Consider the following 21,102-nt stretch of genomic DNA (forward strand, 5'->3'; position numbering starts at 1 on the left):
GGCATATGTGAAATTGAACGTCAAAAATATCAGCCTACTGCTATCTCAAATGATGTCAGAATCTTCTTAGAGCAATCTTACGATAGTTACAAAAATGTATTAGCCCTTCTTGCTGTCGCTGAGGAAGAGGTGATTCTTTTCAGCCCACCATTACGTCAAGCAACTAAAGCTGCAGGAGTTGATGTTGAAGGCGGCGGTTACTATTTTGTTCATGGTGTATCCAGTGATGAAACAGCAGAGGCCGCAGATGATGATCATCAAGATGATCTTTGGTATGCTCTAGCCCAAGCAATTACGGTTGATGACTATGAAAAACTGAGCAGTTTATGTCTAAAATACTGTGACCTGTGGAATGCTTTTTGGGATACTCAAATTTCAGAGATTGAAATAATGCCCGAATTAAAGGCTGTATGTATTCCATAAAAGAGTTATTTTTCGTCTCATCGATATCTTTCAGAGAATGGAAGATATCGAGAACTAATTTTCTTCACTTAATTAAGCAGATTAATTGCAAACTATTTAGCATCATTTCTAACAATAAACTTTTATAAATTTTAATTACCTACTACAAGCTCTTTATGAATTGACCAGCTTTCAGCTTAGCATTATGATTCACTTGCTGGTCTACATTGCCAGTCGGTTTTAGCAGACCGTTTCCTAAGTGCACTAAAAGATTCCTTCTTTTGGTGTGTGCCCTCGTGCTCCCCTCTGCGGTAGGACGGGAGGGGGACACCTTCGGGTGTGCTGATTCTTAGGTTCAGTCTGCTAACCCCTTTTCGTTCTGCCACCATTATTTAGCAGTAATGCGGTAGGACTTCTTAAATACCTAAGGAGTCAATCATGACTATTTTTTCCAAGCTGCTTTCCAGCCAAGCTATCACGCCATTCAGACATTGAATAGCCACCGATTTTGTAGACACGCTTTAGTTTGATAAAGTGGCTAATTAAATTGCTTGATGAAGATTGACACCATCCCTTGATGGTTAAATCCAGTTGATACAGTAAAAAAATGACGGAATTCCAATACTTTTTTTGATGGCAATAATTTAAAGGCTAGCTGATCATTCAAAGGAATTTTCATTATTTAAAACAAAATATTCATCTTAATTTTTATGTTTTTTTTACGCAAAATTTACGATAATTTTATTATATATCAATAAATTAAAAATTAACATACACCACTTCACTGACTATTTATTCAGAATATTATGAAAAATCTGCACAATATAATTTTTTGCCTCATACCGCTCACTTCAAATTATGCTTTAGCTTCGGGTGATGAAAAACCATCCGATTTAAACTTTTTAGGCAATGTGTCACTGACAAGTGATTACCGCTGGCGCGGCCAAACGCAAACAAAGAATGATCCAGCGTTACAGGGAAATTTTATTTTAAGTCATGCTTCAGGCTTTTATGTTTCGGCATTTGCTTCAAATGTAGATTTTGGTGATGAAGCTCATTTGGAGATGGACCCTCAAATTGGTTATACAGCACCAATTACATTAGGCACAATACACCCTGCAGTCGATCTTGGTATGCTGCGCTACAACTACATTGGCGACAGCGATTTAAATTATAATGAATATTATTTCAAAATGATCTTTAATACTTTGCTGCACCAAAATGACAGTTTTACACCGAGCATAAGCTATACCAATAACTATGGAGGCAAAGCCACGAGTGACACCATGGGTAAAGATATTTCAAACTGGTATTTTAATGTCTTGTATGCAACCCCTATTGCTCAAACAGATTTTGGTGCAAATGCCAGTCTAGGCTATTCTAAAGCAAATCACGAAATTTATGGCTCTGAGCCAGAAGAGCATTTTTTTGATTGGAAAATAGGTGCAACTTATCGCTATACACCGATGGGAATAAATGCAGAACTAGCTGCAATTGGTAGCAATTTAAAGACCAAAGACTTTACAGAAGGAAATAAAAAAGGTGTAAAAACTACAGCTGTATTTACACTAACAAAATCTTTTTAATAATAAAATGCCAATAGTATCAGCAATCCTATTGGCATTTTTATTTTACTTTAATGAATTCAATAAAATCTCTATCTCATCTCGATTAAAACCTCTTTCTTTAAAAATAGAACAAATTATTTTTTTCGTTTTTTGTGTAGAATTCTGATATTTCATTATTAAAATTTCAGAATTAATTTCCTGTAAACTATATTTCAGATATAGTTCTTCATTGAGCTTCTGATTCTTAGCATCATCTGCAAGATTTATAGAGTTATGCATCATTATTCTACTAAATATCCCAATGCTGTTCTATCGGTGTAATTTGGCTATAAATATGCTGATACTCGGCATGTTTAACTGTAAACCATAATTCAATAAATTTTTTACCGATATATTTTTGCAAAACGGGATCACTGTGAAAACGCGCTAAAGCATCTGGCTGATTAGTACTTAATAAGAGCGGTTTAATTTTTATTTGACTAGCTTGTTGTGGAATTTCCAGATTCTGTGTTAAACCATGCAGCGCGCCTATCAATATTATGGCTGCAGTTAAATAGGGATTGCAATCCGCACCTGCAACACGATATTCCAAACGCCGATTTTCACTATCAGAACATGGTATGCGGATGGCTACATTACGGTTATTCACCCCCCAACTTGCTTCTAAAGGTACATGGTTTCCAGCTTTAAAACGGCGAAATGAATTTACATTAGGAGCAAGCACTGCCATTGATGGTGGCAGTAAGGCAATCAGCCCACTGATTGCCTTTAATAATTGCAATGACGGTAAAGAACTATTCTTTGCACTGAAAATATTTTGTTGATCTTGATTTAAAATACTCATGTGAAAGTGCATGCCGCTGCCTGCTTTATGCATATCCGGTTTGGCCAAAAAACTCGCATGCAATCCATATTTTACGGCCACTTGCTTAATGGTGCGTTTTAACATCATGATCTGATCGCATAGCTTAAGAATATCACCGCTATGCTGGATATTAATTTCATATTGCCCGGTAGATGATTCTGAGACTATGCCTGTAATCTGATTCCCTTGCAAAAGAGCAATTCGTTCAATTTCATCCAAAACTTCTTGATATTTATCTTGCGCATTTACATCGAAGCATTGAGTTAAATAAGTCTTATCACCGTTGACTTCTTCATTGCTATCAAATAAATAGAATTCCAATTCTGCTGACATGCAAGGATAAAAGTTTTTATCATGTAGCTCTCTTAAAAATTTTTTTAAAATATTGCGGGGTTCAAGTTGGCAATCCTGATGATGATCATCTTTCATAGTCAGAAATAACTGCGCATTGAACTCTGGATTTAAAACGCAGGGCTGCAGGCTTCCCAATATAGGCTTACATAAATAATCTGGCTCGCCAATTGACTTTCCTATACCAGTTTCTTCTATAACTTCTCCATCCAGACTCATTGCATAAATAGATAGCGGGAAATAAGTGCCTTGCACAACATTTTTTAAACATGCAACATCTATACGCTTGCCACGGACATGACCATTCAGATCGTGCAGGCAAATCTCAACATGACGGGTGTTGGGATAGCGCTGTAGATAATTTTCGATTTCTTCTAAAAACAGTATATCTTCAATATTGCAACATTGCAGAGCAGATGGCATCGCTTCTGGAACAATTACTTCAGCTATATCATGCCCAGCCATGAGTAAATTACTCATCATTTTGTCCTATTAAACTTTGACAAAGATCAAAATAAAACAAGTTTTTTCTAATGTAACGTAAATAAACCGTAAAGAATCTATATTATTTATAAATCATTAAGTTATAAATAAAGCATACTCAAAAAATTAAATCATAAAAATAAAAATAAAAATGATTAATATAAAATATATATTATATTTTATGTTAATAAATATTTAAAAATCTCAAACCAACGCCAGGTTCAGTAATAATATATTTTGGCTGAACAGCATTATCATTTAATTTCACTCTTAATTTAGCGACCAGTATCCTTAAATAATGGGTATCTTCTTGGTGCGTTGGCCCCCATAAATCTCTAAGTATCTGTGGCTGAGTAATCAATTGGCCTTTATTCTGAGCTAATAAATTCAGCAGTTGATATTCTTTTCGTGTCAGGGAAAGCAATTGCTGATTTAAAAATACCTGACGCTTAGAAAAGTCTATCTTTAATACACCATCATTATAAAGCGCTGTATCAACGGCACTGTGCTGATAATGTCTGAGCAGTACACGAATACGTGCCATGAGCTCCTGAATACTAAAAGGCTTGGTCACATAATCATTTGCGCCAGCATCCAAAAGCTTCACTTTTTCTTCTTCATTTGCCCGTACTGACAATACAATAACTGGAGTATGAGACCACATACGCAGCTCATTTAAAACCTCAAAACCGTCCAAATCAGGAAGTCCTAAATCTAAAATGACCAAGTCTGCGCCTTGTAAAGCCAAAAGTTCTAAACCCTTTTGACCATTTTCAGCCAAAAGTGTTTTATAACCTTGTGCTCTAAGTGCAATGTCTAAGAATTTTCGAATCTGGTTTTCATCATCAATAATCAATACATTGGTCATAGAACTGGCTGATTCGTTTTGTTCTAACATTCTCCCCCCTAGTATCCACTAGATGCATTAAGCAATTTGCTGAATAGGAAGCTGTATGCGAATACATGTTCCTTGATTATTCCTGCCCGATGATGCCATGATTTTCCCCATATGCGCACCAACAATCGCTTTAACAATCGTCAAGCCCAAACCTGTACCGTATTGCCCACGGTCACCCCGCTCCATGGTATAGAACATATCAAAAATGCGATCACGTTCGTCTTCTGGAATACCTTGACCTTGATCACTAATAGCTATTTCTATCTCATTTTCAGTAAGTTTAGCGACCTGAATCGAAACGGTTTTATCTTCAGGTGAAAATTTTGCTGCATTTTCCAGTACATTAAAAATAGCCTGTTCAATCAAGGCCCCATGCACAAACAAACTGAGCGTTTCATCTGGTAAATGCACATCAACCAATGACTTAGGCATATAGCGTTTTAAACGGCGGACAGCTGAACCAATCAACTCATCGACACCAACCCAATCTCGTTTCAGGCTAAGCCCTTCATGTCCCAAACGCGTCATATCCAATAGGTTTTGAATATAGCGGTCTAAACGCTCACCCTCTAAATGGATTGCTTCCAGCAGGCTGTCCTGATCATTTTCATCCATAGAGTGGCGGTAAGTACTCAGAGTGTCAGCTGCACCAATCATAGAAGCCAAAGGTGATCGCAAATCATGGGACACTGAAGATAAAAGCGCTGAACGCAATTTTTCCGTTTCAGAATTCACATTGGCTATTTCTAAGGCCTTGGTCAGTTGTGTACGCGAAATCGCTTGCGCAAGATACTCCACCATGATTTCAGCAAGCTGTTTTTGCTCCGTATTTATAATCGTTTGTGCATCTTTTAATTTCAATCCCACCACACCTAAGCAATGTTTGGAAGCCAATAACGGTAAAAACCACCACTCGTTTTCCGTCAGGGTCTGGGTGAAGCGGCCAGATGGCTGATGGTTTTTAAATGTCCAATCAGCTGAAATTTTTTCTTTCTCACTAATGATGTTAGATGACATCTGAGTTGCTGCAGTATCAGGGAAATACAGCCATACGTCAGCATTGAGATTTTTACTCAGACTAAGTTCAGCAATTTCCTGTATTTGCGCTAAATCTAATGCTGTAGACAGCTTCTGCCCCAAATCCTGCATAATACTGTTATAGCTATTCGCCGTTTTGAGAGCATTCACCTGTTCTTTCAAGCGTGATGCCAATCGGCTTGATATTAAAGCTGCGCCCAAAAATGCAACCACAGTGACAACACCCTGATGCGCAGAAATCTCAAATGTAAATTGCGGTGAAATAAAGAAAAAATTATAAGCTAAAAAGAACAATATGGCAGAAAAAGCCGCTGCCAGCATTCGCGTTTTGGATGCCACAAAAACTACAGCTGTGATAAAAATAACAGACAGATCTTCTATGCCAAGATACTTTTCACTCATGCTTGCTAAGCCAAGGCTGATGAACGTGGTTGCAAGTACATACTGCACTTCACTAAGCGACAAGAATGCCCTCTGATTGGACACTAACAGATGTTTTTTCTCTGCAATAATCGGCACTATACTAAGTTCAAAACTTGGCTGACATTGCAGTAATTGCTCTATCAAATTGGGATTTAACCTTAGCGAAATTTTTTGCTTAGCTGCTTGTGCTAAAACTAAGGTTGAAATGCCGCGGTCCATCACATAATTAAATAACGTTTTTGCGTGCTGCTTGCCATGAAGAACTTCGGTCATGCCGCCCATTTGACGTGTTAAGTTTAAAGCCCGCTCTATTTCACGGCTTTGCGAATTTTCTTGTTTATTCATGGTTTGAGTATCGTAAGAAAAGACGACGACCGTCCAACTCGCCATACGATGCTCTGCAATACGGCAGCCTGCTCTTACTAAGGATTCAGAATGCCCATTGCCATCAATCATAATTAAGACATGATTCTTTAATGGGATTTGGGCCAGCCCTTGAATCGCAAAGTTTTCACGGACATCATTATCAACATAATTGGCAACCGTCTGCATCGCCAATTCACGCAAGGCCGTTAAATTAGAGCTGTTGAAAAACCGCTGCAATGCCTGTTCTGCCTGTTCAGGCACATAAACTTTCCCCTGATTTAAACGCTCTAATAACTCATTCACAGGCAAATCAATTAAACGAATATCCCGAATCCTTTCAAACAACCGGTCTGGCACAGTTTCAGTAACACGAACCCCTGTAATTTGATATACAACATCATTCAAACTTTCTAAATGTTGAATGTTCATGGTTGTAAAAACGTCAATACCAGCATCTAATAATTCGTTGATATCTTGCCAGCGTTTTTCATGCCGGCTGCCTGGCATATTGGTATGAGCAAATTCATCAACCAAAACAATACTGGGCTTATGTTCCAAAACAGCATCCAGATTCATTTCCTCCAGATGCTGTCCTTGATATTCAATGTTCTTGCGCGGAATAATCTCTAAACCAGCAATTAAATTTTCAGTTTCTTTACGGCCATGTGTTTCTACATAGCCAATGACAATATTGATGCCCTGCAGCGCCAGTTCATGCGCTCGAACCAGCATGGCAAAGGTTTTCCCTACACCCGGAGCTGCGCCTAAAAAAATAGTTAGACGGCCAGATTGATAACGCTGGGTGTGCTGCAACAAAACATCGGCTTTGTTGGTTCGTAGATCAGTCATAAAAAATCTTCATTATCATTCCATCATCTTATTTAGGATGAGGAATGCTGTTCCTCAAGAGGGAGAGGCCTTTTACAGATTCCCCCTCATCTGAACCTTCTCCTCACGGAGAAGGCACTCTAATAAATATTCAGCATATTTTTATTTATTAAATACTTACATCTATTTCAACTATAAGTAAAATATAATATTTTTATCAAATCACCTCCCTGCAAGGTCCAATGCCAAATTTAATTCAAGCACATTGACACGAGCCTGTCCTAAAATACCAAAGGTTGGATGAACCGTATGTACCTGAACTAATTTTTCAACGGCTTGCTCAGAAATATGCCGTGCATGGGCAACTCGCTTCACTTGAATCATCGCAGATTGCACACTAATCTCAGGGTCTATCCCACTGCCGGAAGCTGTAACCAAATCCGCAGGAATTTTCGTTTTTTCAATCTGTTCCTGTTCTGATATTTTACTCAACCGCTCATCTATAACTTTATGTAGTTCAGGATTGGTTCTTGCCATATTGCTTCCTGCCATCGACATTGGGTCATACTTAGATGCTGATGGGCGCGGATGGAAATATTGAATGTGGGTAAATGGCTGTGCAACTAAGCGTGAACCGATAAGCTGATTTTTTTCAAAAATCAGACTTCCGCTGGCTTTCTCAGGAAATAGTATTTGCCCTAAGCTTGCTGCAGCAGCACTGTACACAAAACCGCATAAGCCTAAAGCAATGATTGTTAATCCTATAGAAGCGCGCAGATGCCCACCGAGGGATGAGTCCGCCAATTGATGATTTTGCATATTCATTTTGTAATCCTCAAAAAATTTATAGTGCTAAGATTGGACTGATCAACAGATCAATCGCTTTAATAGCAACAAACGGCAGCAGCACCCCGCCCACACCATAAATCAGCATATTGCGGCGCAATAATTGGGTTGATGTAGAGGGTTTGAATTTCACTCCGCGCAGTGCAATCGGAATCAGCAAAGGAATAATGATCGCATTAAAAATCAAGGCCGAGAGAATGGCGCTTTCAGAACTGCTTAATTGCATGACATTTAAAACATGCATTTGCGGAATTGCCGCAACAAACAATGCAGGCAAAATTGCGAAATACTTGGATACGTCATTCGCTAAAGAAAATGTGGTTAATGCGCCACGTGTAATCAGCTGCTGTTTGCCAATTTCAACCACAGACAAAAGCTTGGTTGGATCGGAGTCTAAATCCACCATATTGCCTGCTTCTTTCGCCGCTTGTGTTCCTGAGTTCATGGCCAAACCAATATCTGCTTGTGCCAAAGCAGGCGCATCATTGGTTCCGTCACCGACCATCGCCACCAAATGGCCTTTATTTTGTTCTGTTCGGATACAGTTGAGTTTATCTTCTGGCTTGGCTTCAGCAATATAGTCATCCACACCTGCTTCTGCAGCAATCGCCGCTGCTGTGAGCGGATTATCGCCGGTCACCATCACAGTTTTGATGCCCATTTCACGCAATCGTGCAAACTTTTCTTTAATGCCTTGTTTAATGACATCAGACAGTTCGATGACACCCAGCAGATGATGGTCTTTAGCCACCACCAGCGGCGTTGCCCCTTTTGACGCCACCTGCACGACCCGCGCTTTAAGTTCGGCATGATTTTCGATGTTTTGCGAAGTAAATTTAAGAATGGCATCCATAGCGCCTTTGCGCACTTGATGACCATCAGCCAAATTAATTCCTGAAATGCGCGTTGCTGCATTAAAAGCAATAAATTCAGCATGTTCAGGTTCAATAATTTTTTCGCTATGCTCTTTTGCCAAAGCCACGACCGATTTGCCTTCAGGCGTTGGATCTGCCAAAGACGTCAATACAGCAGCTTGACGCAACTCAGACTCAGTCACACCGGCCAAAGGATAAAAAGCTGTCGCTTGACGGTCACCATAGGTAATGGTTCCTGTTTTGTCCAGAAGCAACACGTCCACATCACCTGCCACTTCAACCGCCTTGCCTGATTTAGCAATGACATTGGCTTTCAAGGCTCTGTTCATCCCTGCAATCCCTATGGCAGGCAGCAAACCTCCAATGGTGGTTGGGATTAAACAGACCAATAATGCCACCAATAAAATAGGATTGATTTCAATATTCAGGAAATGTCCAATAAACGGCAGGCTGACCACGACGACAATAAAAGTCACGGTCATCACCGTAAGTAAAATACCTAAGGCAATTTCATTCGGTGTTTTTTGACGGTTTGAGCCTTCGACCAAAGCAATCATTCGGTCGAGAAAGCTATTTCCAGCCTCTGCGGTCACTTGCACGATGATACGGTCGGTTAAGACTTTAGTTCCGCCAATCACCCCAGATTTATCTGTACCCGCTTCACGCAGTACAGGCGCAGATTCACCTGTTACTGCAGCTTCATTGATCGTGGCAAAGCCCTGAATAATTTCACCATCTGCGGGAATCAATTCCCCTGCACGCACTTCAATTAAGTCATGCATCTTCAATTCAGCAGCAGAAATCTGCACACTGTTCAAATCATCTTTAAAGCTGATGCGGCGGGCAGTCAAATTCTGACGTGCTTGGCGCAGTGATGAAGCTTGTCCACGGCCTTTGGCTTCAGCCACCGCTTCTGCATAATTGGCGAATAAAACAGTGACGAATAAAATCAAAGTCACCAATAAGCCAAAAATCATACTGGCTTGACCTAGAATGGTACTGATGAGTGTAATCAGCGTCCCAAGCCAAACGATGGCCATCACCGGATTTTTTATCACATGCTGCGGCAGCAATTTAATAAAGGCATTTTTCCATGCTTCACCTTGGAATAAGGTTGAAGCCATAGTGTTTTGCTGTATTTGAACAGTTTTTTTTGAATGATTCATTGTACTCACCCTTAACCTTGTACCAATAACAGATGATCAGCAATCGGCCCTAAGACGAGGACTGGCATAAATTGCAGTAAAGTCAGCATCACCACAATGGCAATGAGTGTAAGCGCAAAGGTTGGCGTTTCAACTTTTAAACTGCCGCTGCTTTCAGGCGCTTGGCGTTTCGCAGCTAAACGTGTTGCAATCAGCAATGGAATAATCAGTGTCGGAAAACGCCCCAACAATAATGCCAAACCACAGCTTACATTCCACCACACTGTATTGTCTGCAAGCCCCTCAAAACCTGACCCATTATTAGCAAATGCAGACACATATTCGTACAAGACTTGCGAAATGCCGTGGTATTGCGGATTGCTATTACCTGTCAATTCAGGGAAAAATACGGTCATTGCTGTTAAGCCAAGAATGACAATGGGTTGAATCAAAATGACGATTGCTAGCAGTTTTATTTCACCTGCTTCAATTTTCCGACCAAACAATTCCGGGGTACGGCCCGTCATTAATCCTGCAATAAAGACAGCTAAAAACAGGTAGATAATAAATTGCTGCAAACCGCAGCCAATCCCGCCCCAAATGGCATTGATCAGCATATTCGACAATTGCACCATGCCTGTGAGCGGTGCAGATGAATCATGCATCATGTTGACAGAGCCATTATTGACTTGGGTTGTCACCACTGCCCATACTGCCGAGGATGCCTCTCCAAAACGAACTTCCTTGCCTTCCATAGCGGAAAGCATTGTCGAAGTAGATGAAAGGCTTTCTGACCAAATAGCGCTTGTCGCTGAAATGACGGACATCAACAACATTGAACCAAAAACAAAGCACGCAAATTTTGCACGCTTTGTGAAAAAACCCAACATGAAAATCACAGAAACTGGAATCAGTAGAATCGCTAACATTTCTAAAAAATTAGATAATGGCGTTGGATTTTCCAAAGGCACACTGCTATTCGGACCATACCAGCCGCCACCATTACTGCCGAGCTGTTTAATTGCCACCATTGGTGCAACAGGGCCTAGTGGGATTTTTTGTGTTTGTAATTCGCTGGTTTGATCTAAAACTTGCACCTCAGGGCCACCCTGAAATGTAGACGGTACACCTTGGCTAGTGAGCAATAGCGACCACACCATACACAGCGGAATTAAAAACCGAAAGGTTGGACGAATCACATCTGCCCAATAATTTCCGACATTAATTTTCTGAATTTTTTCACTAAAACGGTTATTTTGATCTGCTTCTGATACATCATTTGAATGCTGATAAAACAATGCACGAACGGTTGCCACTACCATAGCCAAACCCATCATGGGGGTAATAATTTGCATGCCCACAATACCCACCATTTGAGACAAATAAGACAGTTGCGCCTGTCCAGAATAATGCTGCTGATTGGTATTGGTTAAAAATGAGATCATGGTATGCAAAGCCAAATCCCACGACATATTCGGCGCATTATTGGGATTCAACGGCAGGCTGGCTTGGGTCATAAATAAGACCCAAGTCACCACACCGAGTAATAAACAACTCAGCACAAAACTTAATGAGTAGGCTTTGACGTTCATGCCGCGTTTAGGATTTGTCCCCAACACTGCATAGATTGGCTTTTCAATCCAATTGAATACAGGATCGATTTTCATTTCACGGTTTTGCATAATCGCTGCAAGATATTTACCCAAGGGATATGCCAAAATAGTGACAATTGTCATCAGTAAAAAAAACTCTAACATGGCATTTCACTCCCCTTCGCCAGAGCTGAAAGTACTTGAGTAATATTGAGATATTGATCATTTTGATTATCTTGTACAGCGCATTTTTGCGGATGCTGTGCTTTTTGAGGCGCTATGAATGTAGCACTCATTTTTTCCATCCTAAACTTTGGGATATTCCACGGCTTAGTATCTAAAAAAAATGCGTAAACTCTCTATATACAACTCAGGACATGGCGTAAAAAAAGCGTAAAAATTTAGCTTCACTCATTTATAAACAATGAAAAATGCCTTAAAAAGAGGACAATTTCTAACTCTTTTACAGCTTTTATTTATGGATAACATTGCACTGCTTAAAGCCTTATTTTTAGGTTTAATTGAAGGCTTAACGGAATTTTTACCCATATCCAGTACTGGTCATTTAATTTTATTTGGCCATTTAATTGATTTTCAATCTGACTCAGGACGTGTTTTTGAAGTAGTCATTCAACTGGGCGCAATCTTGGCAGTTTGCTGGCTTTACCGGCAAAAAATCATTGATCTGATGAGGGGCTTTTTCACAGGAGATGTCCATGCTAAACGTTTTGCTATAAACGTTCTGGTTGCCTTTATCCCTGCTGTGATTATAGGTGTGCTCGCTGTTGACTTTATTAAGCAGGTCTTATTTAGTCCCCTAGTTGTCGCAAGTGCGCTAATCATTGGCGGGCTGATTATTTTTATGGTAGAGGCAAAAGAATTAAAACCTAAAACCATTGAAGCTACTGACGTTAGCTTAAAGCAAGCCATTCTTATTGGATTTGTTCAATGTCTTGCCATGATTCCTGGAACTTCACGCTCAGGTGCAACCATTATTGGCGGAATACTTTCAGGTTTATCTCGCAAAGCTGCAACTGAATTTTCTTTTTTCCTTGCAATGCCTACCATGTTGGGAGCAGCAACTTACGATTTAATTCGTAATGCAGATATCCTCACTTCTGATAATTTTATAAATATTACTGTCGGTTTTGTCGCTGCTTTTATTGCAGCACTTTTGGTGGTTAAAGCCTTAGTTAAATTTGTAGAAAAACATACTTTAAGAGTTTTTGCATGGTATCGATTGGTATTAGGCGTAATCATTTTATTAGTTTTCTAACATGTGAACGGCTTTTTTGCACAAAGATTAAAAAAAATTTAACCTAGCCTATTCTGCTCAAACTTAAGTGAGAAGTTGGATGTGAGGTAGGCCCAATTCGGTAAATTTATTTAAGACCGCTATAAGTGCATGAATCTCATCCACTTGGCTTTGAAAGTTTCTCGCACTGAGTGTATCCCCCAATAATTTGATGCAATGCATCTTGGTTTCAACTAAACTACATCGATGATAACCAGACCACTTTTTCCAAAACACTCTTCCTAAACGTTTGACCGTTTTCAATACTTCATTTCTCTCCTGAGAATGCACTTTTGTATCTTTCCAATATCTCGCATTTTTTCTGGGTGGAATCACGGCATCTGCTTGCCGATCTGCAATGACCTGAAAGCATCGTTTTGTATCATAATATCCATCTGTATAAACTGAATTAATTTTTTCATCCAACGGGATTAGATCAAGTAAATCCCCAAGGACTTGTGAATCACTAACATTATTCGTTGTCAGCTGTACAGCTCGTATTTTTAGGGTTTTAGCATCTATACCTATATGAAGTTTACGCCATTGGCGACGATATTCAGGCTAATGTTTCTTACGTTTCCATTTGCCGTAACCTAAACACTTCAGACCAGTTGAGTCTACGAGTAGATGCAGTCCATCACGATTTTTTTGATAGCTAAACGCAATATTAATATGCTTCTGTCTTCTACAAAGCATTGAATAGCATGGAGCTGTCCAACTTAAACCACAGAGTTGAATAAAGCTTTGACCATCCGTAAATAAAGTCTAAACAGAGATTTGATCATCAAACAGCATTAAATCGCTGTGTCGGAATAGGTTTGATTTCGTCCATGCATACCTTATGGCTGAGCATACAATTGAGTCGTTGCATCAAACCAAATGGATATGTTTCTTATATTTATTAATGCTCGGTTATACGAGGATCAATTGGGTGTGCAATAAATTTTATGGTATAGGCTTTTTTATTCGGAAATTATATTGCTGAAGAAGCCCCTGAAGAATAGGTATGTGCAACAAAGCCGTTATAATATTAGAACGTCAATAAAAAAATTATTCTAAAAATATTTCACATAAAATTCACTATCAAATAAATACACTTTAATTAGAAGTAAGAGGCTGAACTCTATAACTTCAAAAAAAACCATCGATGCTTTTAAGATAGATCAAGTAAATTGTATCCAATATAAATATATAGGTGTATTCTTCAATGGCTATAGAATTTGTTTCCAAATCAAAGTTACCTACTACGTTTGGCGATTTTGAAATTATAGCGTTTCAAGACCAAAGTACTGGTGAAGAACATATCGCTCTTGCCAGAGGCATGGATACTATTTCTAATCAACCTGTACTCGTCAGAATTCATTCAGAATGCTTGACAGGAGATGCTTTTGCTTCACTCAAATGTGATTGTGGTCCTCAATTACACTCAACCATGAAAATAATTAACGATGCAGGTCAAGGTGTCATTTTATACTTACGCCAAGAAGGCCGTGGCATAGGACTAACCAATAAAATTCGAGCCTACGCACTTCAAGACCAAGGACATGATACCCTTGATGCTAATTTATTATTAAACCTGCCAGCGGATGCTCGCAAGTATGATATGTGTACCATTATGCTCGATTATTTAAAAATAAAGAATGTAAAACTCATTACAAACAATCCATTTAAAATCAAATCTTTGACCGATTTAGGAATTAATGTTGTTGAACGTATTCCTTTAAAAGTTGGCTTAAATAGCTTTAACAGAGCTTATCTAGAGACAAAGCACAAACGTATGTCACATCTGTATGATAATAGTGATTTTTAAAAAGCGATCACTTTTAGTAAAAAATCCACATAAAACCCCCCATCTCCCTTACGGGAGAATACCAAGATAAAATATTGTTTTATATTAAATTATGGTTTTAAAGAAGATTTATGTAAGGTGTCTGACTATTCTTTATTTTGTCTAAGTATCTGTGCGAAAACCTTCACTTTTTCTAAAGTCGCATTCATTCCCTTATTAAAAAAAGTATCGACAAGCGCTGAGCCAATGATAATAAGATCTACTTTATTGGCTAGTGATTTAACGTGGCTTTCATTTTTGATCCCAAAGCCAATTGCAACAGGAATATTAAAAATAGGCTTAATTTCAGCAATCTTTTTCTCAAGATTAGGCAGATTGAAGTCTCCCCCTGTTAAACCATTTTCTGCAACATGATATAAAAAACCTGTCGCACGCGTTGAAATTTGCTCTAATCTTTCAACTGGGGTAGTCGGCGCTGTCATTGCAATTAAATGCATATTTTTTTCATTTAATTGCACTTCGAAGTTTTCGCGATATCCATATGGACCATCTAAAATCAATATTCCGTCTATAAGATTTTCTATTTCGGCGACAAGTTTTTCGAAACCATATTGCATAATTGGATTTAAATAAGTCATGAAAATTATCGGTGTCTGGTCATCATGCAACCTTATTGCTTTTACCAACTCAATGGTCTGTTTTACTGTTTGACCTGCACTTAATGCCCTAAGATGTGCTGCCTGAATGATCTCACCATCTGCTACTGGATCTGAAAAAGGAATGCCAACTTCAATAATGTCAGCTCCAGCTTGACCCAATTGGCTTAACAGATGGCAACTTTCTTCAAAATTAGGATCTCCAGCAGTAAAATAACAGACCAGACCGCTTCGATTTTCCAGTTTCAATTGCTCTAATTTTTGATCTAGACGGTTCATGCTGTAGCTCCTGCAAGATATTTTTTTATAGTGTTTAAGTCTTTGTCACCTCTGCCACTTAAATTAACAATAATGATCTGTTCTGACTGCATTTCTTGAGCAAGTTGAATCGCATATGCAATCGCATGGGAACTCTCAAGAGCAGGAATAATGCCTTCCTGTTGGCTTAAAAGCTGAAACGCATTTACAGCTTCTTGGTCGGTTATAGCCGTATATGTTACACGCCCAGTTTCAAACAGAAGGCCATGCTCAGGACCAACACCAGGATAATCTAAGCCAGCTGATATAGAATGCCCTTCTAAAATCTGCCCGTCTAAATCTTGTAGCAAATAGGTTAAAGTGCCATGCAGCACACCGACTTGACCTTTGCAAATAGAGGCGGCATGTTCACCAGTATGTGTTTCTTTTCCCCCAGCCTCAACGGCAAACATTTTGACATTCAGATCTTCTAGAAAAGGATGCATCAACCCTAATGCATTTGATCCACCACCAACGCAAGCAACTAGAGCATCGGGCAGTTTATTTTCTTTGAGAAGTATTTGGTTTCTGGCTTCTAGACCAATAATTTTTTGAAATTCTCTGACCATAGTCGGATATGGATGAGGCCCTGCACCCGTACCCAACAGATAATAGGTTGTATCAACATGACTAATCCAATCACGTAATGCTTCGTTCATCGCATCTTTTAAAGTCCCACGACCTTTTTTAACACTTCTGACTTCAGCACCAAGTAATTTCATACGTTCAACATTCATTTGTTGGCGCTGAATATCTGTTTCTCCCATAAAAATGGTACATTTCATCTTAAACAGTGCGCAAACCGTTGCTGTTGCAACTCCATGTTGTCCAGCACCAGTTTCTGCAATGATTCTGGTTTTCCCCATAAATTTGGCTAATAAGATTTGCCCAACACAATTATTGATCTTATGTGCACCAGTATGGTTCAAATCTTCCCGCTTTAGATATATTCGAGCACCTCCCGCATAAGCTGTTAGGTTTTTTGCATAAAAAAGAGGATTAGGACGACCAACAAAGTCCGTTAAAATATGTTGATATTCAGCCCAAAATTCAGGTTTGTGCCGAACAGTATTAAAGGCTTGCTCTAATTCTTGAAGTGCTGGCATTAAGCTCTCTGGCATGTAACATCCGCCAAATTTACCAAAATATCCCAAGTCATCAGGACCATTACCTGTATAAGGGGTTGTCATCTCATCTCTCTTTTACTATCAAAACTTGTTTGATCTTAAAATATTTTCATTTTTCTGATAATTGATATATTTTGAGCTTATGGTGTTAGAAAATTTTACAACATGAAACGCAGAACATTACCTCCCCTTAATGCTTTAAAAGCCTTTGAGGCAGTCGCTAGAAATAAAAGTTTCAGCTTAGCTTCCGAAGAATTATGTGTAACCCATAGTGCTATTAGCCACCAAATAAAACAGTTAGAAGAATGGCTAGATAAAAAATTGTTTATTCGGCATTCCTCTACCATCTCCCTTACAACGGATGCAGAAGAATTATCTCGAGTTTGTACGCATCTTTTTAATCGTTTAGAACAATGTGTCTTTGAGTTAAGCAATAAAGCGTCAGAGGTAGAAGTCGTAATAGGTGCTTCTCATAGTTTTATGGCAAATTGGCTGATCCCCCGATTAGAAAAAATCGAACTCATCTACCCCAATATCCATATCAAATTAATGACATGTAATGACTTGAAATTGTTAGAAAAAGATAAAGTTGACATCTTTATCAATAGCATAAATGAAAACCATGCACTCCCTAACTTTTTGAATAAATATCTTTTATTTTCCGATCACATGGGACCTGTTTGTAATCGTGAAATAAATCTTCTTCATACACAAAATGATCTTTTAAATTATCCATTACTTCATACCCACTCAAATAAAAGCGCATGGCATACATGGTTTGATCAGTCTAAGATTAACTTTTCCACAAAACCGAATGATCGCTATTTTGATAGTCTCAATTTAATGATAGAGGCTGCTGTGTCTGGGCTAGGAATAGCGATAGCGCCTCAAATTTTAGTAGAAAAAGAAATATTAAATGGAAGGGTCATTGCCCCTTTTGGTTTTATCTATTGTGACTATAATTTTTATGCAATGGTCAGAAAAAATAATGAAAATCTTGATGTCATGAATATCATTGATTGGTTAATGGCTGAAGAAAAAGTCAAAAAATTTAATCTTTGATTTTGAGAATTTTATTCAATTGCTCATCTATAACGTCTATTTCACATTCTATTCACGCTGTGCTGCCTAAAGTATAAAAATAAACTTAATACGGACACTGATGATGAGACTTGTAAAAACACTAATTGCTACAGCCTTATCCTTGCCGCTTCTGTTGTTAGCCGGATGTACGAGTATTCCTAGTTATTCAGCCGATTACGCCCAATCCAGAAAAGGTATTCAGGGGATAGTGCTGGATGAAGCTAAGGCACAAGATATCGGCCTCCGCTTCACCTCAGCCTTTAATACATTAGGCACACCAGAATTTGTGGAAAGAGCAGGATCGCTGTATGCAGACCAGCTATTTATTAATGATACTTTGTCACAATTTTCATCGCGCAGTGACTTAGTTGAGCACTTCAAAGGGATGAATAAACGCGTTAGCAATGTCACAGTAAAGTTATTAAATACGTCTTATTATGATGATTCTGCCTATGTGCATTGGCACATGGCGTATGACTTTAAAATGTTTGGCACCACACGCACCATGGCCTCTTACGGCATTAGTGAAATAAAGATTAATGACAATAATAAAATTATCTTTCAGCAAGACTTCTGGGACCCGGCAAATGGCCTATACCGTACATTGCCTTATGTAGGAGGCGCCTATTCATGGGTACTGCCATTCAAAAAATCACCTTAATTTTTAGCGTGTTGATAACAAGTACTATTAGTCCACTGGCATCTGCCAATAAATTGGTGAAATGCAGTACTGGCGAAATACTCGTCGGACAAAAGCAGGTGGGTACAGCCAGCTATTATGCGGAAAACTGTTCCCAAACATGGCAAGGACAAAGTATGCAAATGGATTTCTCCTATAGTCAGAATATTCCAGAATGGGCGTTTAAGCGTGCAGCAACACATTTTCTAAAAAAGAATATCAATGGCTACAACGACAGTTCGGCTTTGCACCAAATTACGCAGTTATATCGCCCAGTCAAAAAAGGCGATTTATATCGCCTGAGTTATATTCATTCGAGCAAAACATTGATACTTTCATTAAATCAGCAAGTGCTTGGGCGCATTCAAGATGATCATGCTCAGCAATATTTTAATATTTGGCTCGGTAAGGTTCCCTTTAGTGCTAAGTTGAAGCAACAACTGTTAAATTAATTGAAGAAGCCATGGTTATGTCTAAACATTTTGTGCTTATGGTTGAAGATCACTATGAACTAGCTTCTACCTTATGTGAATTTCTAGAAGAGCATGACTTCGTAGTGGATCATGCCCGGAATTTAGATGCTGCACGTCATTTACTTAAGCAGCGACCTTATCATGTGCTGCTGCTGGACATTAATCTGCCGGATGGCTCGGGTTATGAGCTTTGTGATTGGCTGCGCAACCAGCAAGGCATGGATATTCCAGTGCTTATGCTGACTGCACGCGATACTTTGGATGACAAACTCAAAGGCTTTCAATCAGGCACAGATGATTATTTAGTTAAGCCTTTTGACTTTAATGAATTGGTGATGCGCGTCCAGGCCTTGATTAAACGCTCACTCGGCGAAGTATCCAATAGCCAGATCAAAATTCATGATTTGGTTTTAGATCCGGCACGTCAGCATTTAAGCCGTTCCGGTCAAACCATTGAACTGCCCCCGATTCAGTTTAAACTGCTTAAACTTCTGATGCGCAATTCCCCCAAGGTCATGACCAAACAGGAAATCATGATGGAGCTTTGGGGCGATGAAGAGCCAGAAAGTGATGCGCTGCGCAGTCATATTTATAACTTACGCAAAACAGTCGACAAACCGTTCGAACAAAAACTCATTCATACGGTTTCCGGTGTGGGCCTCAAAGTTTCATTGGAACCTTAGCGGACCTAATTCAAATAGACGACCACAATTAAACCTGTAGTCGCACTTAAATTCACATCCTGATGCGTGCTGATATAGTACTGACGGTCAAATAATTCCACACGCCAGCCCAATTGCGTACAGAGTTTTTGCACCAATTGCAGCCCAATGCCATGCCCTTTCACCGGCAGTTGTAACTGACGATTTGACAGCTCTTGCACTTTGGCATCATTGGGTAAATGAATCCCGATACCATTGTCTGCAATGAGCACCTTATTTTTTTGTAAAACCACATCAATTTCGGAGCCTTGAGAATAGTTCAACGCATTACGTAAAATATTACTAAAAACCATTTTGGTCATGGATGGATAGATTTGACGAATTTTCTCATCAGGATCTTTTTGCAAATCAATCTGCATCCCTTTGGCATAGCTGACACTGTTTAAATCTTGCACCAATTCATCTAATAAATCCGATAACATGGTATTTTCTGCGGTTAGGGTATTGGTCGTATTACGTGCGATCGCCAATAAAGTGTCGACCAAAAGCTGCATGTCTTCAATGGTGTTTTGCAAGCGGGTAAAGGATTTATTGTCACCATAACGGGTCTGACAAAGCTGTACGTTACCTTTTAAAATTGTTAAAGGTGTTCTGAGTTCATGACTGACGTCACCAGTAAATTCACGTTCGCGGTTAATAAATTCGCTTAATACCTGATGATATTTTTCCAAGGCTTGCTTGAGATACTCTGCCTCCATATTGGCATCGGTGCTAATATCTTGAAAGGGAGAAGCCTCTTTGTTTTGATGTTCCCAGTCGATATTTTCCAGTGCATTGGCCAAACGGGTAATCGGAGAAAAATAGCGTCGCGCACGACGATTCCACCACCACAATAGGCTATACAGAACAAATAGACTCACCATTAAGGGGGCAAGTCCAAACAGCCAGATCAGTTTATTGACATTACTCTCACCAAAAACCAAAAATACATGCTGTCCATTACGCTCGCCATAGACTGTCATACGCTCTTTACCATCGATAAAATGACGACTTACGCCTTCATGCAGTTGCATATTTTGCAATTTAGCAGGTGTTTGAGTGTCCCAACGATAGCCATACAAGTTTTTGGTGTCAGGAAGATCGGCATTGGGGTCACGTTCTAAACGCTGCCAATAATGAGACATTTCCTGTTCAAGCGCAGTTTTCAGTAAAGTGCCCTTAATGACCCAAGCACTACAACCAATCCCAATAACGATGGACATGGCAATTAGCGCGATCTGCAGCCAATAATAACGATTAAACACTTCACCTAAGGGATGAGCACGTTTGTCTCGAAACAGCTTAAACATCGGTGCATCCCTC

The 21,102-nt window shown here is 39.2% G+C and carries 17 protein-coding genes and 2 pseudogenes; 8 read left to right on the forward strand and 11 right to left on the reverse strand.

The genetic code is table 11. From position 1 onward, the window contains the following. Together B9T34_RS00005 and B9T34_RS00015 are read left to right on the forward strand one after the other, a co-directional pair. Positions 1 to 423, forward strand: a pseudogene (locus tag B9T34_RS00005) (hypothetical protein); the annotation flags it as partial. A 785-nt stretch (positions 424 to 1,208) separates the two neighbouring features. After that, positions 1,209 to 1,988, forward strand: a complete 780-nt coding sequence (locus tag B9T34_RS00015) for a TorF family putative porin (protein ID WP_086211129.1) — start codon at positions 1,209 to 1,211, stop codon at positions 1,986 to 1,988. 271 nt (positions 1,989 to 2,259) lie between these two features. Here B9T34_RS00015 and B9T34_RS00025 read toward each other — a convergent pair whose 3' ends face one another. From B9T34_RS00025 to B9T34_RS18775, 7 genes are all read right to left on the reverse strand, one after another. After that, the gene (locus B9T34_RS00025) at positions 2,260 to 3,666 is read right to left on the reverse strand and encodes a glutamine synthetase family protein (RefSeq protein WP_086211130.1); all 1,407 of its coding nucleotides are present in this window, start codon (positions 3,664 to 3,666) and stop codon (positions 2,260 to 2,262) included. Between the two features lie 187 nt (positions 3,667 to 3,853). Then, entirely contained in the window at positions 3,854 to 4,567 is a 714-nt protein-coding gene (locus B9T34_RS00030; RefSeq protein ID WP_086211131.1) for a response regulator, read from the reverse strand. A 27-nt stretch (positions 4,568 to 4,594) separates the two neighbouring features. Beyond that, entirely contained in the window at positions 4,595 to 7,243 is a 2,649-nt protein-coding gene (locus B9T34_RS00035; protein ID WP_086211132.1) for a sensor histidine kinase, read from the reverse strand. Positions 7,244 to 7,444: 201 nt separating this feature from the next. Continuing rightward, positions 7,445 to 8,047, reverse strand: a complete 603-nt coding sequence (gene kdpC / locus B9T34_RS00040; RefSeq protein ID WP_086211133.1) for a potassium-transporting ATPase subunit KdpC — start codon at positions 8,045 to 8,047, stop codon at positions 7,445 to 7,447. A gap of 19 nt (positions 8,048 to 8,066) precedes the next feature. Then, entirely contained in the window at positions 8,067 to 10,109 is a 2,043-nt protein-coding gene (gene kdpB / locus B9T34_RS00045) for a potassium-transporting ATPase subunit KdpB (protein WP_086211134.1), read from the reverse strand. 11 nt (positions 10,110 to 10,120) lie between these two features. After that, positions 10,121 to 11,845 (reverse strand): potassium-transporting ATPase subunit KdpA, encoded by a 1,725-nt coding sequence (gene kdpA / locus B9T34_RS00050; RefSeq protein WP_086211135.1) that lies wholly within the window; start codon positions 11,843 to 11,845, stop codon positions 10,121 to 10,123. After that, positions 11,839 to 11,976 carry a hypothetical protein gene (locus B9T34_RS18775; RefSeq protein WP_171265084.1) on the reverse strand — a complete coding sequence of 46 codons (138 nt, stop codon included), beginning with the start codon at positions 11,974 to 11,976 and terminating at the stop codon, positions 11,839 to 11,841. Before B9T34_RS18775 ends, kdpA begins: the two co-directional genes overlap by 7 nt. A 182-nt stretch (positions 11,977 to 12,158) precedes the next feature. Between B9T34_RS18775 and B9T34_RS00055 the strand changes: the two genes are divergently transcribed. After that, positions 12,159 to 12,956, forward strand: coding sequence for an undecaprenyl-diphosphate phosphatase (locus B9T34_RS00055; RefSeq protein ID WP_086211136.1), 798 nt, complete (start codon positions 12,159 to 12,161; stop codon positions 12,954 to 12,956). Between the two features lie 63 nt (positions 12,957 to 13,019). Here B9T34_RS00055 and B9T34_RS00060 read toward each other — a convergent pair. Further along, positions 13,020 to 13,940, reverse strand: a pseudogene (locus B9T34_RS00060) (IS5 family transposase). Between the two features lie 241 nt (positions 13,941 to 14,181). On the opposite strand from B9T34_RS00060, the gene ribA reads away from it, so the two are divergent. Beyond that, positions 14,182 to 14,784 carry a GTP cyclohydrolase II gene (gene ribA, locus B9T34_RS00065; protein ID WP_086211137.1) on the forward strand — a complete coding sequence of 201 codons (603 nt, stop codon included), beginning with the start codon at positions 14,182 to 14,184 and terminating at the stop codon, positions 14,782 to 14,784. A 125-nt stretch (positions 14,785 to 14,909) separates the two neighbouring features. Here the strand turns inward: ribA and trpA are convergent, their stop codons facing one another. After that, the gene (gene trpA / locus B9T34_RS00070; protein ID WP_086211138.1) at positions 14,910 to 15,698 is read right to left on the reverse strand and encodes a tryptophan synthase subunit alpha; all 789 of its coding nucleotides are present in this window, start codon (positions 15,696 to 15,698) and stop codon (positions 14,910 to 14,912) included. Further along, complete coding sequence (trpB, locus tag B9T34_RS00075; protein WP_086211139.1) at positions 15,695 to 16,906, reverse strand: tryptophan synthase subunit beta; 1,212 nt, start codon at positions 16,904 to 16,906, stop codon at positions 15,695 to 15,697. The genes trpA and trpB overlap by 4 nt, the downstream gene beginning before the upstream one ends. A 102-nt stretch (positions 16,907 to 17,008) precedes the next feature. On the opposite strand from trpB, the gene B9T34_RS00080 reads away from it, so the two are divergent. The 4 genes from B9T34_RS00080 (at position 17,009) to B9T34_RS00095 (ending at position 19,761) form a co-directional block, all read left to right on the forward strand. Beyond that, positions 17,009 to 17,905, forward strand: coding sequence for a LysR substrate-binding domain-containing protein (locus tag B9T34_RS00080; RefSeq protein WP_086211140.1), 897 nt, complete (start codon positions 17,009 to 17,011; stop codon positions 17,903 to 17,905). 103 nt (positions 17,906 to 18,008) lie between these two features. Then, complete coding sequence (locus tag B9T34_RS00085) at positions 18,009 to 18,587, forward strand: nuclear transport factor 2 family protein (RefSeq protein ID WP_171265097.1); 579 nt, start codon at positions 18,009 to 18,011, stop codon at positions 18,585 to 18,587. Further along, positions 18,557 to 19,057 carry a chalcone isomerase family protein gene (locus B9T34_RS00090; RefSeq protein ID WP_086211142.1) on the forward strand — a complete coding sequence of 167 codons (501 nt, stop codon included), beginning with the start codon at positions 18,557 to 18,559 and terminating at the stop codon, positions 19,055 to 19,057. Before B9T34_RS00085 ends, B9T34_RS00090 begins: the two co-directional genes overlap by 31 nt. 17 nt (positions 19,058 to 19,074) lie before the next feature. Then, positions 19,075 to 19,761 carry a response regulator transcription factor gene (locus tag B9T34_RS00095; protein ID WP_086211143.1) on the forward strand — a complete coding sequence of 229 codons (687 nt, stop codon included), beginning with the start codon at positions 19,075 to 19,077 and terminating at the stop codon, positions 19,759 to 19,761. 5 nt (positions 19,762 to 19,766) lie between these two features. Here the strand turns inward: B9T34_RS00095 and B9T34_RS00100 are convergent, their stop codons facing one another. Next, positions 19,767 to 21,089: a sensor histidine kinase gene (locus B9T34_RS00100; RefSeq protein ID WP_086211144.1), complete on the reverse strand. Its 1,323-nt coding sequence runs from the start codon at positions 21,087 to 21,089 to the stop codon at positions 19,767 to 19,769. Positions 21,090 to 21,102 lie beyond the last annotated feature (13 nt).

This window comes from Acinetobacter sp. ANC 3813, assembly GCF_002135435.1.
Taxonomy (GTDB): Bacteria; Pseudomonadota; Gammaproteobacteria; order Pseudomonadales; family Moraxellaceae; genus Acinetobacter.

What these genes read in the sequence shown, in the direction of transcription:
- B9T34_RS00015 (WP_086211129.1), top strand. Translation starts at nt 1,209, where the DNA reads ATGAAAAATCTGCACAATATAATTTTTTGCCTCATACCGCTCACTTCA.
- B9T34_RS00025 (WP_086211130.1), bottom strand. Translation starts at nt 3,666, where the DNA reads ATGAGTAATTTACTCATGGCTGGGCATGATATAGCTGAAGTAATTGTT.
- B9T34_RS00030 (WP_086211131.1), bottom strand. Translation starts at nt 4,567, where the DNA reads ATGTTAGAACAAAACGAATCAGCCAGTTCTATGACCAATGTATTGATT.
- B9T34_RS00035 (WP_086211132.1), bottom strand. Translation starts at nt 7,243, where the DNA reads ATGACTGATCTACGAACCAACAAAGCCGATGTTTTGTTGCAGCACACC.
- kdpC (WP_086211133.1), bottom strand. Translation starts at nt 8,047, where the DNA reads ATGAATATGCAAAATCATCAATTGGCGGACTCATCCCTCGGTGGGCAT.
- kdpB (WP_086211134.1), bottom strand. Translation starts at nt 10,109, where the DNA reads ATGAATCATTCAAAAAAAACTGTTCAAATACAGCAAAACACTATGGCT.
- kdpA (WP_086211135.1), bottom strand. Translation starts at nt 11,845, where the DNA reads ATGTTAGAGTTTTTTTTACTGATGACAATTGTCACTATTTTGGCATAT.
- B9T34_RS18775 (WP_171265084.1), bottom strand. Translation starts at nt 11,976, where the DNA reads ATGAGTGCTACATTCATAGCGCCTCAAAAAGCACAGCATCCGCAAAAA.
- B9T34_RS00055 (WP_086211136.1), top strand. Translation starts at nt 12,159, where the DNA reads ATGGATAACATTGCACTGCTTAAAGCCTTATTTTTAGGTTTAATTGAA.
- ribA (WP_086211137.1), top strand. Translation starts at nt 14,182, where the DNA reads ATGGCTATAGAATTTGTTTCCAAATCAAAGTTACCTACTACGTTTGGC.
- trpA (WP_086211138.1), bottom strand. Translation starts at nt 15,698, where the DNA reads ATGAACCGTCTAGATCAAAAATTAGAGCAATTGAAACTGGAAAATCGA.
- trpB (WP_086211139.1), bottom strand. Translation starts at nt 16,906, where the DNA reads ATGACAACCCCTTATACAGGTAATGGTCCTGATGACTTGGGATATTTT.
- B9T34_RS00080 (WP_086211140.1), top strand. Translation starts at nt 17,009, where the DNA reads ATGAAACGCAGAACATTACCTCCCCTTAATGCTTTAAAAGCCTTTGAG.
- B9T34_RS00085 (WP_171265097.1), top strand. Translation starts at nt 18,009, where the DNA reads ATGAGACTTGTAAAAACACTAATTGCTACAGCCTTATCCTTGCCGCTT.
- B9T34_RS00090 (WP_086211142.1), top strand. Translation starts at nt 18,557, where the DNA reads ATGGGTACTGCCATTCAAAAAATCACCTTAATTTTTAGCGTGTTGATA.
- B9T34_RS00095 (WP_086211143.1), top strand. Translation starts at nt 19,075, where the DNA reads ATGTCTAAACATTTTGTGCTTATGGTTGAAGATCACTATGAACTAGCT.
- B9T34_RS00100 (WP_086211144.1), bottom strand. Translation starts at nt 21,089, where the DNA reads ATGTTTAAGCTGTTTCGAGACAAACGTGCTCATCCCTTAGGTGAAGTG.